Below are 22,324 nucleotides of genomic sequence, written 5' to 3'. Positions count from 1 at the left end.
GAGCTCGATCCTTTTTTAATGACGTTTATTTTTATTGAAGTTGATTAAGCAGCCAGCTTTCACAATTTCACGTTCATCATGGGTCATATCCTGAATATAAAGCTTGATTTCTTGAGCTTTACCATTCTTGATGACATAGGCTTTAATATGGCTTAAGTCACCATCAAGGATTGTTCTGATATGAGGGACGTAGATATAATCATCGACATCTAATACATCAGCTGATCCATCAAGATGGAAAGGAATCATACCCCAGTTCATACAGTTAGAGCGATAGCGCTTTGTGGCATATTCTTGTGTAATATTCGCAAGTCCACCAAGAACACGCTGACAGCTTGCGGCCTGTTCTCGCGCACTGCCATCTCCTGGCTTGTTGGCATAAAGGACAGAACCAATTTCGACATCCAATGGATTGACATCATCAATCGTCTTGATGACATCAAAGACATCTTTAAGTTCAGGGGCGATTTCACCTTTTTTACGTAAGTCTTCAAGATCACGAATAGCTTTGGCATGTGGGACATATTCTGGATCACGACGGCTTAATGTGAATTCGGCTAAGCCAAGTGGGTTAGAACGATAGGAAGATGTTTCACCACTAGGAATAAGTTCATCGGTTGTAGTGACATCGTCTTCAATCTTGCTGGCAACCTTAAGAAGAATATTCTCACTTAAAGCTTCCTGTTCTGGCCAGTCTTTGATATTGGGACCAAAACGTAGTGGTGTCTCTTCGTGGGCTTTTTTAAAGCCATTGTAGACACGTGCCTTGTATGAACGATCATCATAATTATATTCTGGAACATCTCCCCAACAATCCAGGTGTTCTGCACTTGTCAGAATACCACCATTGGCTGCTGTTGCGGCAATGCTTCTTGCATCCATTAAGGCAACTGCACTCATCTGGCCGGCACCAGGCTTACTGCCTTCACGGTTTGGGAAGTTACGTGTTGTATGACGGATGGAAAGGGCATTGTTGGCAGGGGTATCACCGGCACCAAAACATGGCCCACAGAAAGCACTACGAATAATAGCGCCCGTATCCATAAGATCGGCAAGAAGCCCTTTACGGTCTAAGTCCGTATAGACTGGCTGGCTTGATGGATAGACAGATAAATAGAATTCATCATTGCCAATACTCTTACCCTTTAAGGCATGAGCTGCTTCAACGACATTTGTATAATTCCCACCAGCACATCCGGCAATCACACCTTGCTGGACCTGAAGCTTGCCATCAGGCGTAATCTTGTCCTTGAGGGTGAAGTGTGCACGGCCACCGGAAATACGCGCTGCTTCTTTTTCTGTCTGATCAAGAATTTCTTCGAGATTTTCATAAAGTTCATCAATCGTATAGGCATTTGATGGATGGAAAGGCAATGCAATCATTGGCTTGATTTCATCAAGATGCACAACAACACAACCATCATAATAAGCAATATGAGCAGGGTTTAATTCCTGATAATCATCTTCACGATGGTGCTTTTTTAAGAAGCTCTTTGTATCTTCATCAGTACGCCATATAGAAGAGAGACATGTTGTTTCAGTGGTCATAACATCAACGCCATTACGATAATCCGTTGTCATAGAAGAGACACCAGGACCAATAAATTCCATCACCTTGTTTTTCACATAGCCATTCTTGAAGACTTCACGAATAATAGCTAAGGCAACATCATGTGGACCTACCCATGGCTTAGGGGCACCATCTAGATAGATGGCTACAACACCAGGATAAGCAACATCATAGGTATCTTCTAGTAACTGTTTGACAAGCTCACCACCACCTTCACCAATAGCCATTGTGCCTAATGCACCATAACGGGTATGGGAATCAGAACCAAGAATCATCTTGCCACAACCGGCAAAGTTTTCACGCATATACTGGTGAATAACGGCAATATGCGGAGGTACATAAATACCACCATATTTCTTAGCCGCACTTAAGCCAAAGAGATGGTCATCATCATTAATTGTGCCACCAACAGCACATAAAGAGTTATGACAACATGTCATGACATAAGGAAGAGGGAATTTTTCCATTCCTGATGCATGAGCTGTCTGAATAATACCGACATAGGTAATATCATGTGAAGCCATCGCATCAAACTTAATCTTTAAGTTCTTGTCATCACCACTCGTATTATGCTTCGATAAAATGGAGTAGGCAATGGTTCCTTTGCGTGCTTCTTCTTTATTAAGAGGCTGCTGATAATTTACAGCTTCATCTTCACTTATAATTGTCTTGCCATCGACAATAAAAACACCTTGATCATATAGCTTCATTTTGACACCTCCAAATTGTATACAATTATACTATATGCATATCTTATACGAAAGAGGTTTTGATGTCCATTGTTTTGTTTTAGAATATGAAAAAAGACCTGCTGATACAGGCCTAAGAATTCAGCTCTTCCCATTCTTCCATCAGAGCTTCTAGTTTTTGATTGCATTCTTCGATTTCATTGGTGAGATCGTTGTAACGCTGATAGTCATTTAGGACATCTTCATTGTTAAGAAGTTCAGTCTTATTGTTGATGTCTTCTTCAAGTTGGGAAATATCTCTTTCCAGAGATTTGATTTTATTCTTGGTTTTACGGTCCATCGCTAGCTCAGTCTTGACTTGTGTGGTTTGATTATTCTTGACTGTTTCCTGATGATCAATACGATGTTCAAGATAGTAGGCATAATCGCCTTTATATTCTTTAATACCATGCGTAGACATATCGAGAATACGGGTTGCGATTTTATTGATGAAATAACGGTCGTGGGAAATAAAGAGAATTGTGCCTGGAAAATCCAATAGTGCATCTTCTAACACTTCCTTGGATTGGATGTCGAGGTGGTTTGTCGGTTCATCAAGAATGAGGAAGTTATCTTTATGAAGTAAGAGCTTCATAAGGACAATACGTCCCTTTTCGCCACCGGATAAGACATCGATGGTCTTAAAGACATCATCCCCTCTAAAGAGGAATGTGGCACAGATATTTCTGATTTCGGTATTATTCATCTGGGGATAGCTATCATGGATTTCATCAAAGATGGTATTAGCTGGATTAAGGGACATTTGTTCCTGATCATAGTAACCAATCATCACTTTTACACCAATCTTAATCTTACCAGCTGTCGGATGGTAGTCATTGAGAATAAGATGGAAGAGGGTCGTCTTGCCAATGCCATTAGGACCAAGTAAGCCAACACGTTCATTCTTTTTGATATCGAAAGAAATATGATCAAATAAAGGATGATCAAAAGCCATCGCTAGATCAGTGACTTTAAGGACATCAAACCCACTTTCGACTTCTGGAGAGAATTGTAAGCGGATATTGGCAGGAAGGGCATCAGGACGTTGGAGATGTTCCATTTTTGCAAGTGCTTTCTCTTTGCTTTCAGCACGTTTGATACTCTTTTCGCGGTTGAAGGCTTTTAAGGTATCGATGGATTCCTGCATGCGCTTGATTTCTTTCTGGTTGTTGAGGTAATGCTTCAGTTCAACATCACGATTATGCTTCTTAATGCGGGCATATTCCTCATAATGACATTTATAGATGGTTGAACGGCCATTCTCAATCTCCATAATACTTGTTGTAACCTGATCAATAAAGTAACGGTCATGCGATACGACAATGACGGCCTTGCTGTAGTTTTTGAGATAGCCTTCTAGCCATTCAATGCTTTCAAGATCGAGATGGTTTGTTGGCTCATCCAACAATAATAAGTCAGGCTCACTTAGAAGGAGTTGTCCAAGGGCAATTCTTGTTTTCTGGCCACCTGATAATATGCCCATTGGCTTATGCCACATGTTTTCCTCAAAGCCTAAGCCATTGAGAATCCCTTTGATATTGGATTCCATGGCATAGCCACCTTCATCATTGAAGCGTGCTTGCAGCTTGTCATATTCATTCATGACAGCTTCAAAATGCTCACTATCACCCATCTGCATTTCGAGTTCACGCATGCGTTTTTCTATTTGTATTAAGTTTTTAAAAGGCTCTTCTAAAGTTTCATAGATACCTTTATCGAGGTCAAAGCGATGTTCCTGGGATAAGTAACCAATTTTGACATCATTGGGAATGCTTAAAGTCCCACTATCATAAGACTCATTATTTTGAATAATACGTAAAAGTGTGGATTTACCAGCTCCATTGACGCCAATGATAGCCATCTTGTCATGGTCATCCATCATAAAGGTAATATCCTTTAAAACATCCTTACCATCAAAGGTCTTTGTAAGAGAAGAACAACTTATAATCATTTCTCATCACCGTCAGTTATCATAACATAAATAGATGTAATGAACTATGTTTTTCTTCTTTATTGCTTATTTGTAAGGATTAAGGAAATTTTTATCATAAATGTGAAAACTTTCGCATAGCACAAATAAGTATGATAAAATGGGCATAAAGTAAATTAAAGGAAGGGTAATAATATGAGTAGACTTTCTATTGTGACAAAAGACCGTGCTGAAGAAACGGTCGAAGAGCTCTACAAAGATCTTGAGCGACGTATTCAGGCCTCGCAACCAGGTCTTTGTCCTGTTGATTTAGCGGCTTCATTTCTCAATATGTGCCATGCCCAGTCATGTGGGAAATGTACGCCATGTCGTGTTGGCTTGGGACAGCTTGAATCACTCATTCATCAAGTCCTTGATGGTGATGCTAGTGAAACAACACTCAAACTTATTGAAACTACAGCACAATCTATTTATACAACAGCTGACTGTGCGATTGGTTCAGAAGCCGCTCGAATGGTTTTAAAGGGGGTTCGTGGCTTTAGGGATGACTATCTGGAACATATTCATCATGGTCGTTGTCTGAATGTCCAGAATCAGCCTGTGCCATGTGTAGCCCAATGTCCAGCCCATGTTGATATTCCGGGTTATATTTCATTAGTTCATGATGGTCGTTATAATGATGCGGTTATGCTTATTCGTAAAGATAATCCATTCCCATCAGTATGTGGTCTCATTTGTGAACATCCATGTGAAGTACGTTGTCGTCGTACGATGGTTGATGATCCTATTAATATTCGTGGCTTAAAGCGTTTTGCCTGTGATCATGAAGATCATCTTCCTACTTTCAAGAAATATGATGCGACACATAAGAAGGTCGGCATTATTGGTGGTGGACCTAGTGGTTTATCTGCTGCCTTCTATTTAAGCATCATGGGGCATGATGTCACTGTGTTCGAACAGCGTCATCGTTTAGGCGGGATGTTGCGTTATGGCATACCAGCCTACCGTTTACCTCGTGAAGCTTTGGATCATGAAATCGATGTCCTTAAAACAACGGGCTTTAAGACAAAGACGGATGTTTCTATTGGCAAGGATATCTCTTTGGCAGAACTTGAAAAAGACTTTGATGCGCTCTATGTTTCGATTGGTGCCCATAATGATCGTAAAATTGGTATTGAGGGTGAAGATGCCAACGGTGTCATGAGTGCCGTTGAAATGCTGAGAGAAATTGGTGATGATCATATGCCTGATTTTTCTTCCCAGCGTATTTGTGTCATTGGCGGTGGTAATGTCGCCATGGACGTTGCTCGTTCATCAATTCGTTTAGGCGCTAAATCCGTCCAGATTATTTATCGTCGTAGGCAGACAGATATGACAGCTTTGCCAGAAGAAGTTGAAGGTGCGATTGCCGATGGTTGTGAAATCATGGAACTTTATGCGCCTGGACGTATTGAGAAAGATGCCAATAATAATGTCACAGCCTTTATTGCCGTGCCACAGATTGTCGGTGCTATTAAATGGGGACGTCCAACACCAGTAAAAGCCAATCAGGAAGAATTGCGTATTCCTTGCGATAAAGTCATTGTCGCAATTGGTCAGGGTATTGATTCACAAAGCTTTGGTGATTTTGGTATTCCTATTGAAAGAGGACGTTTGCAGGCCTTTGATACAAGTGAAGTCAAAAACAAGGCTGGTATTTTTGCCGGTGGGGATTGTGTAACTGGTCCAGCAACAGTTATTAGAGCGATTGCGGCAGGTAAGGTGGCTGCTGCCAATATCGATGAATATTTAGGCTATGAACATGAAATCAATTCTTCAGTTGATATTCCTCGTATTCGCTTTGATGATCATCAGCCATGCGGTCGAGTCAATATGAAAGAACGTCCAGCCTCAGAGCGTATTCATGACTTCAAGCTCATGGAATGTGGTATGACTGAAGAAGAGGCATTACAGGAATCAAGCCGCTGTCTTCATTGTGACCACTTCGGGTACGGAATTTTTAAAGGGGGACGTGAGGCCAAATGGTAAATAATGTAAGAATATGGATTGATGGCCATAGTTATCATGTGCCAGAAAGAACGACAATTTTAGATGCTGCCAAGATGGCAGGTATTCAGATACCTACTCTTTGTTATTGGAAGGGGCTCAATGAAATCGGCGCATGCCGTGTCTGTGTGGTTGAGGTAGAAGGCTATGAACGTCTCTTTACCGCCTGCAATAATACCGTTGATGAAGGGATGGTCATCTGGACGAATTCGAAAAAGGTCAGAGAAGCACGTATTGTCAATGTGCAGCTCATACTTTCCCAGCATAATGCCAACTGTACAATGTGCACACGTTCAGGCAACTGCTCGCTCCAGAAAGTTGCCAATGATTTAGGCATTATGGATAGTCCTTATAAAAAAGATATTCCTGCGCAAAAGGGCAATCCTAATTTCCCACTCATTCGTGATTATACAAAATGTATCAAATGTATGCGTTGTATTCAGGTTTGTGATAAGATTCAGAATTCTCATATCTGGGATGTTGTCAATACAGGCTCACGTACAACGGTTGATGTGCGTGATGTCTATTCGCTTGAAGATTCCAAATGTGCATTATGCGGTCAGTGTATTACCCATTGTCCTGTTAATGCCTTGCATGAACGTGATGATACAGATAGTGTTTATGAAGCTATTGATGACCCAAAGAAAGTTGTCATTGCTCAGATTGCTCCATCCATTCGTACAGCCTGGGGTGAAGAATTTGGCTTATCGCCCGATGTTGCGACAGTGGAACGTTTAGCAGAAGCACTCCATATGATTGGTTTTGATTTTATTCTCGATACGGACTTTTCTGCCGATCTGACAATCATGGAAGAAGCCAGTGAATTCTTAGATCACTTACAACATCCTACTGATCATAAATTCCCAATGTTTACATCATGTTGTCCTGGCTGGGTACGCTTTGTGAAAGCCCATTATCCAGAATTTGTCGACCAGCTTTCGACTTCTAAATCGCCACAGCAGATGTTTGGGGCGATTGCGAAGTCCTACTATGCGAAGTTGTTGCAGGTGGAACCTGAGAATATCTATAGTGTTTCCATCATGCCTTGTCTCGCCAAAAAACAAGAATGTGATATTCCAGTTATGAATGATGCTTGTGGGGATCCTGATGTGGATGTTGTCTTAACGACAAGAGAAGTGAACCGCATGATTCGTCGTGCTTATATCATTCCTAGTGAAATCAAAGAACGTGCTCTTGACATGCCTTTAGGTCTTGGCTCAGGTGCTGGTAATATCTTTGGGGCTACGGGTGGTGTTATGGAAGCAGCTTTGCGTACAGCCTATCATTTTGCGACTGGTCATAATCCTGATCCCGATGCTTTTAGGGAAGTACGAGGGATGGAAGGCTGGAAAGAGAAAGTCTTTGATATGGACGGAACAAGTGTCAAGGTTGCCGTTGCCAATGGCTTAGGCAATGCTTCAAGACTGCTTGATGCTCTTAAGGCTGGCAAAGTAAGTTATGACTTTGTTGAAGTCATGGCTTGTCCTGGCGGTTGTGTCGGTGGTGGCGGTCAGCCTATTCATGATGGCAAGTTTGAAGCGCTAGAACGTGCTGGTGTCCTCTATCGTCAGGATGCCAAGAATGTCATTCGCTTCTCCCATGAAAATCCATCCATCAAAGAAGTCTATCAGGAATTCTTAGGCCAGCCTAATAGTGAAAGAGCCCATCACTTATTACATACTGATCATCATGCCTGGAAAATGCCTGGTGAGAAATAATGATTTCTAAGTCAAAGAAGGAAAGCTTCTTTGGCTTTTCTTTTGGGGTGTTAGGCGTGTTAATGGGGAAAGAGTATGGTATAATGAAAAAGCTTACAAAAAAGGCATGAGAAAGGAGCTGTCATTATGTTGAAAATTGCTGTCTATGGCAAGGGTGGTATTGGTAAATCAACCATGACAAGTCATTTGTCTGCGGCTTTCGCAACGCTAGGCAAAAGGGTGATTCAGATTGGCTGTGATCCTAAAGCCGATTCAACCATCAGTCTGCTTCATGGCGAACCATTAAAACCGGTGATGGAATATTTGCGTGAAGATCAGGAACCACAATCAATTGAAGAAATCTCGAAAGTGGGATTTGGCAATATATTATGTATTGAAACAGGGGGACCAACACCAGGACTTGGTTGTGCTGGTAGAGGTATTATTGCGACCTTTAATTTATTAGAAGACTTGGATTTATTTGAAGAATATCAACCCGATGTGGTGATGTATGACGTCTTGGGAGATGTTGTCTGTGGTGGTTTTGCGGCACCTATTAGAGAAGGCTATGCCAAGGATGTCATTATTGTCACAAGTGGTGAAAAGATGGCTCTTTATGCCGCTAATAATATTCAGAGTGCGGTGAAGAACTTTGCTGATCGTGGCTATGCCCAGGTTAAGGGAATCTTGTTGAACCACCGTAATGTGGAAAATGAGACTGAGAAGGTTGAAGCATTTGCACAAGAGAATGATTTGAAGATTATTGGGGAAATTCCTCGCAGCAATGATATCAATCGTTATGAAGAGATGGGCATGACAACGATTGAAGGGGATATCAATCTTGAAGTCAGCCAGAAGTTTATAGAACTGGCAAAGAAGTTGTTGGAAGATGAAAGCTAAATATTTTAAGGCGAGTGAGCTTGCGAAGCGACAAGACATCCCCGATATCTTTCAGACCAATAACCATCTCATTTATTCTTCACCAGCCACATTAGCCTATAATTCCCCAGGGGCGCAGGGCTTTGGCGTGAAACGTGCTGGCTTAAGCGTCCCAGAAAGTGTCATGTTGATTGTTTCCCCAGGATGCTGCGGACGCAATACTTCCGCCATTACGACAAATGATGACTATAAGCATCGCTATTTCTACTATCTTATGGATGAGACAGATATTGTGACAGGACGTCATCTTGCCCATATTCCTCAGGCTGTTAAGGAAGTTGTCGAAAGTCTTGAAGTGAAGCCCAAAGTTGTGATGATTTGTATTACCTGCGTTGATGCATTGCTTGGGACGGATATGGAAAGAGTTTGCCGGAAATGTGAAGCGCTGGTACCTGGCGTGAAAGTCAAGCCTTGTTATATGTATGCATTGACGAGGGAAGGCAGAAAACCACCAATGGTCCATGTCAGAGAGTCCATCTATTCTTTATTAGAAAAGAAAAAGCGTCATGCCCGTCATGTGAATTTACTTGGTTTCTTTGCCCCATTAAATGATCAAAGTGAGCTTTATTGTTATTTAGGACAACTCGGTATCACAAAAATCAATGAGATTTCGCGAATGAAGACGTATGAAGAATTTGAAGAAATGGCTTGTGCCAATTTCAATCTCATTCTCCATCCCGAAGCACGCGCAGCCGCAAGCGACTTAGAAAAGCGCTTAGGCATTGGTTCAATTGAGCTTTCACGTTTTTACGACTTAGAAAGTATTCATCATCAATATCAAGCTTTCTTTCAAGTCTTTCAAAAAACAATTGATGACCAGCAGGACTACCAGAACGCCCTTAAAGCTTATGAAAGCTTACCCCATACCTTGCATTTTGCGATTGGTGAAACTCTGAATGCCGATAGCTTTGAATTAGCCTACGCTTTGTTGAAACAGGGCTTTCATGTCTCAGCAATCTATGCCACATATGGCCAACATGCAGCCTATTATGTCAAAGAGATTGCGAAAATGTCACCGGACACAAGAATCTACTGTAATAATGAACCAAGCATGCTTTATTATGATATGTCGAATATCACTGTTGACATCACACTAGGCAAAGATGCTGCCTACTATCATCCACATGCCAGACATGTCTTCTTTAATGAAGATATTCAGCCCTATGGCTATCAGGGTGTGATCGACTTATGTACAAAGATTGGAGGCGTACTATGAAAGGACTGAGAAAATATCTGACGCCCTTTGCCCCCGACCAGTCAGGTGCCGTCAGTGTCCTTTATGAACTTGGTGGCCTGACTGTTATTATTGATGCTGGAGGCTGTACGGGCAATGTCTGTGGCTTTGATGAACCGCGCTGGTTTGACAAGCGTTCGGCTATCTTTTCAGCAGGACTGCGTGATATGGATGCGATTCTTGGTAGGGATGATGCCTTGATTCAAAAGATTGTTGATATCAGTGATGCCTTTGATGCAAACTTCATCGCCTTAGTGGGCACACCGGTACCAGCTGTGATCGCAACGGACTATCAGGGGATTTGTCATATTCTTGAGAAGAAGATTCATAAACCGGTCATCTATGTCCCTACAACAGGTGTTGGCTTATATGATGAAGGTATGGAGATGGCTTACTTAGCCTTATTTGAGAAATTTGCCAACAACAAACCTACCTCACAGACAGAAGCTATTCTTGGTGTGACACCTTTAGATTTTACGCATGCATTTTCTTTACCAACATTCAATAACTTTGAAGATTTTGGTTGTGTAGGTTCTTTAAAAAAGCTCTATGTCGCTTCACCGGCCGCTTTAAAAGCCGCCAAACGACTACATAATCGTTATGGAATAGATTATGAAGTGAGAATACCGGGCTTGTCTCTCGATATACATGATGTCCATCATATTCTTTTTATTGGCCAGCAGGTTATTGGTCATACATTAAGACAACAGCTTGCCATTCCTTTTGATATTGCTTCCTTCTTTATGATGAAACCAACATTAAGAGAAAAGGGTGATGTACATCTTATTGAGGAAGATGATTTAATTGAACTTGTGAAAAAGAATGATTATGACATGATTATTGGTGATCCTATCTTTAAAGACATGCTTCAGGATTACCAAGGGCAATATCTTGAACTGATTCATTTTGCCGTATCGGGAAGGCGTGATTTTTCATGACAACAGAATGTCTTCGTGTCTTTGGTATCGTACAGGGCGTTGGCTTTCGTCCTACGGTCGCTAGACATGCTTCAACTTGCAATATTAAAGGCACTGTTTCCAATAAAGGCCCTTATGTCGAAATCTATGCTCAGGGGAGTGAAGAGCAGGTAGCTCATTTCAAGGAACTCTTAGAAAAAAAGCCCCCACAACGTTCAACAATCCTCAAGATTACAAGTCAGAAAGTGATTGCTCCAGTCTTTGAAGATTTTCAAATCATTCAAAGCGAAAAGACAAAGGGAGAAATCTTTATATCTCCTGATATTGCGACATGTGAGACATGCCGTCAAGAACTCTATGATCCAAGTAATCGTCGCTATCTTCATCCTTTCATTAACTGTACATCATGTGGTCCCCGTTTAACGATTCTTGAAGGTTTGCCCTATGATCGTGAACGCACAAGCATGAAAGTATTCCCCATGTGTCCAACATGCGAAAAGGAATATCATGATCCTACAAGCAGACGTTATGATGCACAACCGGTATGCTGCAATGAATGTGGTCCTGAAGTCTATCTATTAGATGAAAACATGAAAGGACATGAAGCCATCAGTCATGCTCGTCAATTGCTTCATGATGGCAAGATTGTGGCTATCAAAGGAATTGGTGGTTATCATCTTGCCGTTGATGCGACAAATGAAGAAGCTGTCAAAAGACTGCGTGAGCGCAAGCATCGTCCTTTTAAGCCCTTTGCGGTTATGGCAAAAGATATCACTGTTGTCGAACGGGAATGTGTAGTGGAAAATGAGACAGTGAGAGATTTACTGACGGGACATCAGAAACCCATCATTCTTTTGCCAAAGAAGCAAGGTCTTATCGCATTAAGCGTTGCTCCTGACAATCCCAATATTGGCATCATGTTGCCTTATGCACCATTACAAATGTTGCTTTTTGATTATGATGATGGCATAAAAATGCCCGATGTCCTTGTGATGACAAGTGCCAATGACTCTGGTGCACCTATTACCCGTGATGAGGAGGGCGCTCGCAAAGAGTTAGCTGGTCTATGTGATGCCATTCTTTCGCATAATCGTAAGATACGTGTACGCTGTGATGATAGTGTTGTGGATTTCTATCAGGGAGAACCTTATATGATCAGGCGATCAAGAGGCTATGCTCCATTACCTATTATGACAACCCATCCCTATCAGGGACATGTGATTGGTATTGGTGGGGAATTGAAGAATACATTCTGTATTGGGCGTGATAACTTATTCTATCCATCAGCCTATATTGGTGATTTAGGGGATATACGTAGTGTTGAAGCGCTCAAGGAATCATTGAAGCTGATGTCTTCACTTTTAGAAGTGGAGCCACAAATTGTCTGTCATGATCTTCATCCCCGCTATAATGCGACGATGGTGGCCAAGGAGTTAGGAATCAGAAGTGTTGGCATTCAACATCACTATGCCCATATTCTTTCCTGCATGGCGGAAAATGACTGGCATGATCAAGTCATTGGGGTGTCCTTTGATGGGACAGGGTATGGCCTAGATGGATCAATCTGGGGTGGCGAGATTCTTGTCTGTGACTTGGATGACTTCACGCGTGAAGCACATATTGCGCCTTTCTTGCAGATCGGTGGCGATCTGTCAGCGAAAGAGGGCTGGCGTATTGCCGCTTCAATGATCTATGATCTTTTTGATGATGGTGAAAATGTGATTGACAAGTTAGCTCTTTGTGATAAACAAAATGCCCATGTTCTTAAAGTCATGCATGATAAAAAGCTGAATGCTATCAAATCGACAAGTGCAGGACGCTTATTTGATGCTGTCAGTGCTATTTTGAATTTAACGCTGACATCTTCTTTTGAAGGGGAAGGAGCAATGCGTTTACAAGCAAAAGCTTATCAAGCAAAACATATCATCGATTCCAAAGAATGGCCTTGTTCACAATCCCATATCCTCCCAACCAATCAGCTTGTCAAAGATATCGTTGAAAGAAGACTCAATCATGAAGATGTTGCTGATCTGGCTTATTATTTCCACCAGGAACTAGCCCATATGATTGTTACAAGTGTTGACAGCATTCATCAAGAAACAGGAATCAAGATAGTTGCCTTAAGTGGTGGTGTTTTCCAAAATAAATTATTACTTGAGCTATGTGAAAAAGGCTTAAAAGAAAAGAATCTTCAAGTGATCAGACATCACTTGATTCCACCTAATGATGGTGGCTTATGTGTAGGACAGGCTCTCTATGCGAGTCGTCTTTTAGAAAAGGAAAAGAGGTAATCAATATGTGTGTAGGTATTAGCGCAAAAGTTATTCAGATGAAAGGTAATGTTGCGATTGTCGATGCAACAGGAGCTAAACGTTCCGTTTCGGCTGAACTTTTGGATGATTTAAAGCCAGGTGATTATGTTATGGTGCATGCTGGAGCAGCGATTGCCAAGATTACCGATGATGATGAAAATGAATCAAAGAATTTAATGGAGGAACTGTTAGGTGAATAAGGAAGCATTAGAGATTATTCAAAGCTATCAAGGACCGCAAATACGTATTATGGAAGTATGTGGGACACATACGCATGAAATCTTTAAGCTCGGTATTCGCAATATTCTCCCAGATACCATAGATCTTATTTCTGGTCCAGGCTGTCCTGTCTGCGTGACACCCATTGATTTTATTGATGAGGCGGTGATGCTAGCACTTGAGAAGGGCTGTACAATTACGACATTTGGTGACTTAGTGCGTGTACCAGGGACAAAACTTTCATTAGCCCAGGCTAGAGCTAGAGGCGCTAAGGTTAAGGTTGTCTACTCACCTCTTGATGCCGTTGAATATGCGAGAAAACATCAGGATGAACAGGTTGTTTTCTTGTCCATTGGCTTTGAAACAACGACTCCAAGTGATGTTCTGACCATCAAGGAAGCAAAAGATCTCACCAACTTCTCATTATTAACCGCCAATAAGACAATGCCAATGGCTTATGAAGCGATGAAAGATTCCTGTGATGCTTTTCTTTATCCTGGTCATGTGCATGCGATTATTGGGACAAAGATCTGTGAAGAATTGCGTGATCAGGAAGGTGTGAGCGGTGTTGTGGCAGGATTTACGGCCAGTGAATTGTTGACGGCGATTGCGATTATTGTCAAAAAAGTGCAGCAGGGACAGCCTTTCTTTGTGAATGCCTATCCCCGTGTTGTCAAAAGCGAAGGTTCATTAAAAGCCCAGGATATTATTTATACTTATATGGAACCATGTGATGCTTCATGGCGTGGGATTGGCAAAATTGCCCATTCAGGCTTACAGCTCAAAGATGCCTACAAAGCTTATGATGCCCGTAAGGTTTATGATTTACCTGCCATCAAAGGCAAAGACAATCCAGCCTGCCGTTGCGGTGAGGTGCTGCGTGGGGCATGTAAGCCATATGACTGTCCAGTCTTTGGTAAGGGCTGTACACCCGATCATCCTATTGGCGCCTGCATGGTTTCTAGCGAAGGAACTTGTTCGGCATATTATCTCTATGGAGGGTTAAAGGAATGGAAAAAGTAACATTAGCACATGGTTCAGGTGGTCAGGCGACTGCTGAGCTTATTGATAAGGTTTTTAAGCATCATCTCAATAATGAATACTTTACAGCTGATGATGCCTCAGTATTGCCCAATCCGCAGGCGACATTGGCAATGAGTACGGATGGCTTTATTGTTTCTCCGCCTTTCTTTAATGGGGGCAATATTGGCAAGCTATCGATATGTGGTACAGTTAATGATTTGGCTTGTATGGGTGCTAAGCCACTTTATATGACATGTGCCTTTGTGATTGAAGAAGGCTTTGATATGGATCAACTAGAAGAGATTGTTGCTTCAATGGAAAAGTGCGCTAAGGAAGTTGGGGTCAAGATTGTAGCAGGTGATACAAAGGTTGCTGGAAAAGGCCAGGTTGACCAGGTCTTTATTACGACAACAGGTGTTGGGGCGATTAAAGATGGCATTAAGACATCAGGAGCCTACGCTAAGGCGGGAGATGCCATTATTGTCACAGGTGATATTGGAAGACATGGCACATGCATTCTTTTAGAGCGTGATGATTATGGCATAGAAGCCAATGTAAGCAGTGATTGTGCACCATTATGGAATGCAGTCGATGCCTTAACAGATAAAGTCAAGGATGTGCATGTCATTCGTGATGCCACAAGAGGTGGTGTTGGCACAGTGCTTTATGAAATCGCTAGAGAAGCCAATGTTGGAATCAAGCTTGAAAACAAGAAGATTCCTGTTGCTGAAGAAGTCAGGGGTGTCACAGGCATGCTAGGTCTTGATCCTCTCTATTTAGCTTGTGAAGGACGCATGGTGATCGTTGTTCCTGCTTGTGAAGCTGATCAAACACTTCAAATACTCCACCAAAGCAAGCATACAGAAAATGCTGCACTGATTGGCTATGTCACTGATGAACATCCAGGTCATGTCACAATCACAACCGAAATTGGCAGCGAAACACTCTTGCCACCACCGGGCAACGAACTCTTGCCAAGAATATGTTAGGGAGTGCTTCTATGAAGATGTCCTTACCTATTTCAGAGGCCAACTATCCTAATCCCTTTACAATTGGCTTAGAGTTTAATCCTCCTGTCCATGAAACATGGAATATCGTCCATATTGGCATGCAGGTTCCAAAAAGCATCCAGATCTATATCTGTGCGGATAACTGTTTACGTGGCGTAGTGATGACGGCTGCGGAAATGAATGCGATGGACCGTTTTATTGGCATCACGATTGAAGAGCGCGATATTTTCGATGGGCATTTAGAAGAACAGATGATTGAAACCATCACCTATGCCCTCAACAAGCGTTCCTCATTACCACCAGTAGCCATCATCTTTCCAGTCTGTCTTCATAAATTTCTTTCGGTTGACTTAGATTATGTCTATAAGAAGCTTAGAGCGACTTTTCCAACTGTGGTCTTTGTCGAAGCTTTTATGGATCCACTCTCGCAAAAAGAAGGTCTTGCTCCTGATCAAAGACTGCGTAAGGTTATGTATGACAGCATTCAGCCTTTAGCACAGGATGATTCAATCGCCTTGCTTGGCTCTGAAGTCACACATACATATGAAACAAGTGACCTAGTTGCAATGGCTATAGATCACCATTTGAAAGTACGTCAGCTAAAAGATATGGACTATCAGGATTTCTTGAATCTAGGTCGTGCACAAATGCATATTTGTACATATCCAGCTGGTGATTATGGCATTCAGGCCTTATCAAAAAGATTACATGCCAGCTATCTCTATCTTTCACCTTGCTTTGACTACAAGTCGATTCAAGAAGAACTTGATCTTTTCTGTGACAAGCTTCATATTTCCCATCTTGATCATCAGGCAAGAGAGGAGGCATGTGATGAAGCCTTTAGTCATTTAAAAGATATTATTGGACAAAAAGCTATTGCGATTGACTTTGTGGCAACACCACGGCCATTAAACCTTGCCCGCGTTCTTTTAGAACATGGTTTTAACGTGACAAGCGTCTATCTTGATACGATCTTTCCTGAAGAAAAAGAAGATTTTCTCTTTCTTCAAAAACAATTTCCAGCCTTAAAGCTCATCCCCACTATTCATGCGAATATGCGTTTTGAAATGGGGGAGGGAGAGTGTCTTGCTATTGGGCCTAAAGCAGCATACTTTGAAAATACCAGACATTTTGTGAATATCATTGAGGGTGGAGGGTTCTTTGGCTATCGTGGCCTTATAAGTATGCTGAAAGCGATTGAAGAAGCTTATTATGCATCAAAAGATCCTGCTCTTATTGTGCCCCAAAAAGGATTAGGATGTGAGTGCTTATTATGAGATGTGTTTATAACCGCCTGCCTGTTTATACTGGTGATATCTCCGGTGTGGCCTCAGCCCTTTATGAGTTAGGGGGACTTATTGTCATTCATGATCCAAGTGGGTGCAATTCTACCTACAATACCCATGATGAAGTACGCTGGTATCAAGAAGCATCACGTATTTATATATCCGGCTTAAAGGAATCCGATGCCATTATGGGCAATGATGGCAAGTTCATTGATGACATTGTCCAGGTCGCATTAGACCAGCATCCCAAGTTTATTGCCTTGGCCAATTCACCCATTCCTTACCTCAACGCAACAGACTTTAGTGCCATCTGTAAGAAGCTTGAAGAAACACTTGATATACCAGCTTTCTATATTCCAACCAATGCCATGCATGATTATACCCATGGGATTGCCTTGGCTTTTAAAGCTCTTGCTTCTCATTTATCATTTGAAGATTATGTTCCTACAAAGAAAGCTATCAATATTCTAGGTGTAACACCTTTGGACTATACCCCAAGTGATACAACAGCCCTTTTTAAAGATATCTTTCATGATTATGAAGTGCTCTCTATCTGGGCAAGGGATACGAGCTTAAAAGAGCTTCAAAGATCTACGTCAGCCAATGTTAATATCGTTGTCTCTTCATCAGGATTACGCTTAGCCCAATACTTTGAAAGAACATATCATATTCCCTATGTCCTAGGGAGTCCAATAGGTGATTTTAAGTATAAGATCTTTAAAGCGATTGAAGAAGCTATTTCTACAGGAAAGTCACAAAATCCTCTTCTTCATAAAGAAGTGAGTGATGAACATATTATTATTGGTGATGCCATTATCAGTCATTCTTTAGGCAATGCTCTATACACATCGTATAAAATGATTACTCCTTTAGAAGAATCTAAGCGTATAATAAGAACAGGGGATCTTGTAAGTAAAGATGAAGAAGAAATGGAACAGGCATTAAGTGAGGCACAAACAATTATTGGTGATCCGATGTATCAAGTTCTCACTTCAACACCTATTACACCACTTCCACATTTAGCTTTTAGTGGCCGTCTTTATTTGAAAAGCATGCCCAATATCTTAAAAGGGGGGATTCTTGATGAGTTTAAATAGCACACCTTCAAGTGAACGTATTCACATTGGTCTTTTTGGTAAGCGTAATGCCGGGAAGTCATCCTTGATTAATGCCATTACCAATCAGGATTTAGCCATTGTCTCCAATCAGAAAGGCACAACAACCGATCCTGTTATGAAAGTGATGGAGCTCTTGCCTTTAGGACCTGTTGTCTTTATTGATACACCGGGTCTTGATGATACGGGTGAACTTGGTGAAAAGCGTGTGGAAAAAGCCAAGAAAATGCTCCATAAGACAGATATCGCCTTACTTGTCATTGATAGCAGGGAAGGGATGGATGAACTCGATGAAGAAGTCCTAGCACTAATTAAGAGTCTCCATATTCCTTATCTTGTTGTCTATAATAAATGTGATCTCAGTCACTTTGACAAAGAGACAAAGGATACAATTTATGTCTCTTCAAAGACAAAAGAGAACATTAAGGAACTCAAAGATAAAATCGCTTTACTCAAACCAGAAAAAGATCAACGAGCACTTGTTCATGATCTAGTGCCATCTGGCTCACTTGTCATATTAGTGATTCCTATTGATGCCTCCGCACCTAAAGGCCGTCTAATTCTACCCCAGCAACAAGTTATTCGTGCTTTACTTGATTATGGGAATATTCCAGTTGTTTGTCGGGAAAGCGAACTGGCGGAAACATTGCATAAAATAGAAAAGCCAGCCCTTGTCATTACCGATTCACAAGCTTTTGCCTATGTTTCTAAAATCGTTCCAGATGATATCCCATTGACATCTTTTTCCATTCTTATGGCACGTTATAAAGGGGCTTTACATGTCACATATCATGGCATCAAATCCATTGATGAACTACAGGATGGAGATCACATCCTGATCAGTGAAGGCTGTACACATCATCGTACATGTAAGGATATTGGAACAGTGAAAATCCCGAACTGGCTGAAAAACTACACGGGTAAGCATCTCATTATTGAAACAAGCTCCGGCTTTGGCTTTCCAAGTGACTTATCAGCCTATAAAATGATTATTCATTGTGGTGGCTGCATGTTGAATGAAAGAGAAGTTGTCCATCGCATGCAAGAGGCTGTTAAGCAGGGGGTGCCCATCACGAATTATGGTATGGCCATTGCCTATATGAATGGGATTCTTGATCGTTCAATGCAGATTATTAAGGATAAAGACAATGATGAATAATAAGGAACTTATTGATCACTTAAGACAGCACCAGCAATTAGATCATGATGGCTATAAGCAATTATTGACTTCTATGACAAAGGAAGATGAAGACTATCTTTATAAGAATGCCTGCGCTGTGCGTGAGGAGATTTATGGCAAGGATGTTTATTTACGCGGGCTGATTGAGTTCAGCAATTACTGTAAGAATAATTGTTTCTATTGTGGAATACGTAAAGATAACCTAAAGGCTGAGCGTTATCGCTTGTCTCCTGGAGATGTCGTTGCCTGTGCCCAAAAGGGCTATCAGCTCGGTTTTCGTACTGTTGTCTTACAGAGTGGTGAAGATATGTGGTTTAGTGATGAGATGATTTGTGAGATTGTGAAAGCTATTAAGGCTCTTCATCCCGATATGGCTATTACACTATCGATTGGTGAGAAAGAGAAATCCTCCTATCTCAAATACTATCAAGCTGGGGCTGAACGCTATCTCTTACGCCAGGAAACAAGCAATCCCGAGCACTATCGTCAGCTTCATCCTAAAGAATTATCGATTGCTCATCGTAAACAGTGCCTGAAAGACTTAAAGGATATTGGCTATCAGGTGGGCTGTGGGATCATGGTCGGTACACCGGGACAGACCTATAATCATATTATTGAAGATCTCATCTATATGAAAGACTTCAATCCCCATATGGTAGGCATTGGACCATTTATTCCTCATGCCGATACACCATTCAAAAATGAACCGCGAGGCACACTTGAAGATACCTTGCATTTACTTGGCATCATTCGTCTCATGTTGCCCCATTGCCTCCTTCCAGCTACTACAGCATTAGGCACAATTGATCCCCAAGGCAGGGAAAAGGGCCTTCTTGCCGGGGCAAATGTTGTCATGCCCAATTTGTCACCACGCGGTGTAAGAAGCAAGTATATGCTTTATGATGGCAAGATCTGTACAGGTGAGGAAGCGGCTGAATGTCATGCCTGTATGGAAAGAAGAATTAAGCGCACGGGTTATGAAGTTGTCGAAGCGCGAGGAGATTATCGTTAGAAGAAGTGAATCATCACTTCTTTTTTGATATTCGCAAGAGAAAGTCGTGCCAATTTTATGACTTGTGATATAATGTCTTTGACTAAAAGAAAAGGGTTACAAGTTGAGGAGGAAATGTGTGTATGAAAGGTGTACCAACCCCAAAATCCAAGATTCGTCATATGATTTTTACAGAAATCGCGCGTTTAGCTTATGAAGGTGGAGGACCTGAAAAGCTTGAAGAACTTCCCTATAAGATTATTCCCGGGGAAATAGAAACATATCGTGATAGTATCTTTGTCGAAAGAGCAATTGTTTCTGAACGTTTACGTGTTGCAATGGGACTCTCACTTCGTCCTATTAGTGAATATAAATCAATCAGTGATGGTGTGGATGAAAGTATGATTGATGAAAAATACTATGAACCACCACTCATCGATATCATTAAGTTTGCCTGTCATAAATGTCCAGAGAAACGTGTCATTGTCACTGATTGTTGTCAGGGATGTCTTGAACATCCATGTCAGGAAGTCTGTCCAAAAGGGGCTATTTCCATGGTTGATGGAAAGTCCTATATCGATCAGTCTAAATGTATTAAATGTGGTCTTTGTATGAAAGCTTGCCCATATAATGCCATTATTAAACAGGAACGTCCATGTGTGGCAGCATGTGGTGTTAATGCGATTGGCAAAGATGAATATGGTCGTGCCGATATTGATCAGAGTAAATGTGTGGCTTGTGGAATGTGCTTGGTAAGCTGTCCATTTGCGGCTATTGTCGATAAGGGTCAGATTTATCAGACTATCAAAGCTATTACAAATAAAGAAAATGTCTATGCGATTGTTGCACCAGCTATTGCCGGTCAGTTTGGACCAAACTTAACACCGGAGAAAATGCGTGGTGCTTTCCAGGCGCTAGGCTTTACTGATGTTCTTGAAGTAGCGATGGGAGCAGACTTATGTACGATTGAAGAAGCTCAGGACTTTCTCGATGAAGTACCATCAAAGCTGAAATTCATGGGTACATCATGTTGTCCAGCATGGTCAAAGATGGCTAAACAGGATTTCCCTGATTATGCTGACAATATTTCCATGGCCTTAACACCAATGGTCTTAACAGCACGTCTTCTTAAACAAAATGAACCAGATGCGAAGATCTGTTTCATTGGTCCATGTCTTGCAAAGAAGAAAGAAGCAGCTCGTAATTCTATTAAGTCATATGTCGACTTTACATTGACATTTGAAGAAGTGGCTGGCATGTTTGAAGCAAAGAATGTTGATTTTGATGAAATCCCAGATGGCTTCAAGCTTGTCCAAGGCTCAAGTGATGGCCGTGGCTTTGCCGGTAGCGGTGGGGTAGCCCAGGCTGTTGTCAATGCCGTTAAGCATCTTGATCCAGAGCGTGAAGTAAAAGTCGTGAAAGCAGAAGGCTTGGCAGAATGTAAACGTATGATGCGTGATGCTACACGTGGTAAATATGATGGTTACTTATTGGAAGGCATGGCTTGTCCAGGTGGCTGTATTGGTGGTGCAGGTACTTTGCAGGATACAATGAAATCAAGTCGTGCCCTTAAGAATAATATGAAGGATGCAGCCTTTAGTGAATCCATCGATTCCGTTTATAAGAATCTTATTACTGATCTAGAAAACTTCAACAATGATGTTGTCGATGATGAATAATACAAAATGATTAATGAAGAGGACGGAGAAATCCGTCCTTTATTGCCTTAAATTGTCATAACACTAAATAGCTTTATTATTGAATTCAATGAGTTTTAGAGAAAATTTACCTGATATTGACAGGCTTTATATATATATATATATATATATATATTAATAGTAGAAGAGACGTATTTTATAAAGTTCCCGACAGAAAACCCACGCGCCTTTAGGCCGTGGGATGAATGGCGGTTAGGGATATGATATAATATGCATACAGGAAATCCTGTTTCCGAGTCTTTAGAAAGGAGAAAACCGTATGCATCTTACCGTAAAACAACAAGTAAAGCATCTTTCAAAGGAAGACTACAAAACTATAAAAGAACTGTGCCATATAGCAAAGAATCTTGCCAATGAAGCTATCTATAATGTGCGCCAGTATTACTTTGCAGAAGGCGAGTTTCTAAAA

At 41.4% G+C, this 22,324-nt stretch carries 16 protein-coding genes; 14 read left to right on the top strand and 2 right to left on the bottom strand.

All coding sequences use genetic code 11. The annotated features are described in order from the left end of the window. Positions 1-15: 15 nt before the first annotated feature. On the bottom strand, positions 16-2,280 hold the full coding sequence (locus T529_RS0107510; protein WP_033163002.1) for a hydratase: 2,265 nt from the start codon (positions 2,278-2,280) through the stop codon (positions 16-18). 112 nt (positions 2,281-2,392) lie between these two features. Beyond that, on the bottom strand, positions 2,393-4,249 hold the full coding sequence (locus T529_RS0107505; RefSeq protein ID WP_033163001.1) for an ABC-F family ATP-binding cassette domain-containing protein: 1,857 nt from the start codon (positions 4,247-4,249) through the stop codon (positions 2,393-2,395). 174 nt (positions 4,250-4,423) lie between these two features. Between T529_RS0107505 and T529_RS0107500 the strand changes: the two genes are divergently transcribed. The 14 genes from T529_RS0107500 to T529_RS0107435 all read left to right on the top strand — a co-directional run bounded on the left by T529_RS0107500 (position 4,424) and on the right by T529_RS0107435 (position 21,876). Then, positions 4,424-6,256: an NAD(P)-binding protein gene (locus tag T529_RS0107500; protein WP_033163000.1), complete on the top strand. Its 1,833-nt coding sequence runs from the start codon at positions 4,424-4,426 to the stop codon at positions 6,254-6,256. Continuing rightward, the gene (locus T529_RS0107495) at positions 6,250-7,992 is read left to right on the top strand and encodes a [FeFe] hydrogenase, group A (RefSeq protein WP_033162999.1); all 1,743 of its coding nucleotides are present in this window, start codon (positions 6,250-6,252) and stop codon (positions 7,990-7,992) included. Before T529_RS0107500 ends, T529_RS0107495 begins: the two co-directional genes overlap by 7 nt. Positions 7,993-8,118: 126 nt before the next feature. After that, the gene (locus T529_RS0107490) at positions 8,119-8,871 is read left to right on the top strand and encodes a nucleotide-binding protein (protein WP_033162998.1); all 753 of its coding nucleotides are present in this window, start codon (positions 8,119-8,121) and stop codon (positions 8,869-8,871) included. Beyond that, positions 8,861-10,126, top strand: coding sequence for a nitrogenase component 1 (locus T529_RS0107485; protein WP_033162997.1), 1,266 nt, complete (start codon positions 8,861-8,863; stop codon positions 10,124-10,126). The genes T529_RS0107490 and T529_RS0107485 overlap by 11 nt, the downstream gene beginning before the upstream one ends. Then, the gene (locus T529_RS0107480; protein ID WP_033162996.1) at positions 10,123-11,082 is read left to right on the top strand and encodes a nitrogenase component 1; all 960 of its coding nucleotides are present in this window, start codon (positions 10,123-10,125) and stop codon (positions 11,080-11,082) included. The genes T529_RS0107485 and T529_RS0107480 overlap by 4 nt, the downstream gene beginning before the upstream one ends. After that, on the top strand, positions 11,079-13,352 hold the full coding sequence (gene hypF, locus T529_RS0107475; protein ID WP_033162995.1) for a carbamoyltransferase HypF: 2,274 nt from the start codon (positions 11,079-11,081) through the stop codon (positions 13,350-13,352). Before T529_RS0107480 ends, hypF begins: the two co-directional genes overlap by 4 nt. Positions 13,353-13,357: 5 nt before the next feature. Further along, a complete protein-coding gene (locus T529_RS0107470) occupies positions 13,358-13,573 on the top strand; it encodes a HypC/HybG/HupF family hydrogenase formation chaperone (protein WP_033162994.1) in 216 nt (71 codons plus the stop codon). Then, the gene (gene hypD / locus T529_RS0107465) at positions 13,566-14,615 is read left to right on the top strand and encodes a hydrogenase formation protein HypD (protein ID WP_033162993.1); all 1,050 of its coding nucleotides are present in this window, start codon (positions 13,566-13,568) and stop codon (positions 14,613-14,615) included. Before T529_RS0107470 ends, hypD begins: the two co-directional genes overlap by 8 nt. Then, positions 14,603-15,604, top strand: a complete 1,002-nt coding sequence (gene hypE / locus T529_RS0107460) for a hydrogenase expression/formation protein HypE (RefSeq protein ID WP_033162992.1) — start codon at positions 14,603-14,605, stop codon at positions 15,602-15,604. The genes hypD and hypE overlap by 13 nt, the downstream gene beginning before the upstream one ends. 11 nt (positions 15,605-15,615) lie before the next feature. After that, a complete protein-coding gene (locus tag T529_RS0107455) occupies positions 15,616-16,902 on the top strand; it encodes a hypothetical protein (RefSeq protein ID WP_051646910.1) in 1,287 nt (428 codons plus the stop codon). Beyond that, positions 16,899-18,008, top strand: coding sequence for a nitrogenase component 1 (locus tag T529_RS0107450; RefSeq protein WP_033162990.1), 1,110 nt, complete (start codon positions 16,899-16,901; stop codon positions 18,006-18,008). Before T529_RS0107455 ends, T529_RS0107450 begins: the two co-directional genes overlap by 4 nt. Beyond that, positions 17,995-19,185 (top strand): [FeFe] hydrogenase H-cluster maturation GTPase HydF, encoded by a 1,191-nt coding sequence (gene hydF / locus T529_RS0107445; RefSeq protein ID WP_033162989.1) that lies wholly within the window; start codon positions 17,995-17,997, stop codon positions 19,183-19,185. The genes T529_RS0107450 and hydF overlap by 14 nt, the downstream gene beginning before the upstream one ends. Further along, positions 19,175-20,218: a [FeFe] hydrogenase H-cluster radical SAM maturase HydE gene (gene hydE / locus T529_RS0107440; protein WP_033162988.1), complete on the top strand. Its 1,044-nt coding sequence runs from the start codon at positions 19,175-19,177 to the stop codon at positions 20,216-20,218. The genes hydF and hydE overlap by 11 nt, the downstream gene beginning before the upstream one ends. A gap of 122 nt (positions 20,219-20,340) precedes the next feature. Further along, complete coding sequence (locus T529_RS0107435; RefSeq protein ID WP_033162987.1) at positions 20,341-21,876, top strand: 4Fe-4S dicluster domain-containing protein; 1,536 nt, start codon at positions 20,341-20,343, stop codon at positions 21,874-21,876. Positions 21,877-22,324 lie beyond the last annotated feature (448 nt).

Origin of the sequence: Sharpea azabuensis DSM 18934 (genome assembly GCF_000702165.1) — a bacterium.
Classification (GTDB): Bacteria; Bacillota_I; Bacilli_A; order Erysipelotrichales; family Coprobacillaceae; genus Sharpea; species Sharpea azabuensis.
Note: the sequence above shows the minus strand (reverse complement) of the source record. Positions and strands in the feature narration are given on the sequence as shown.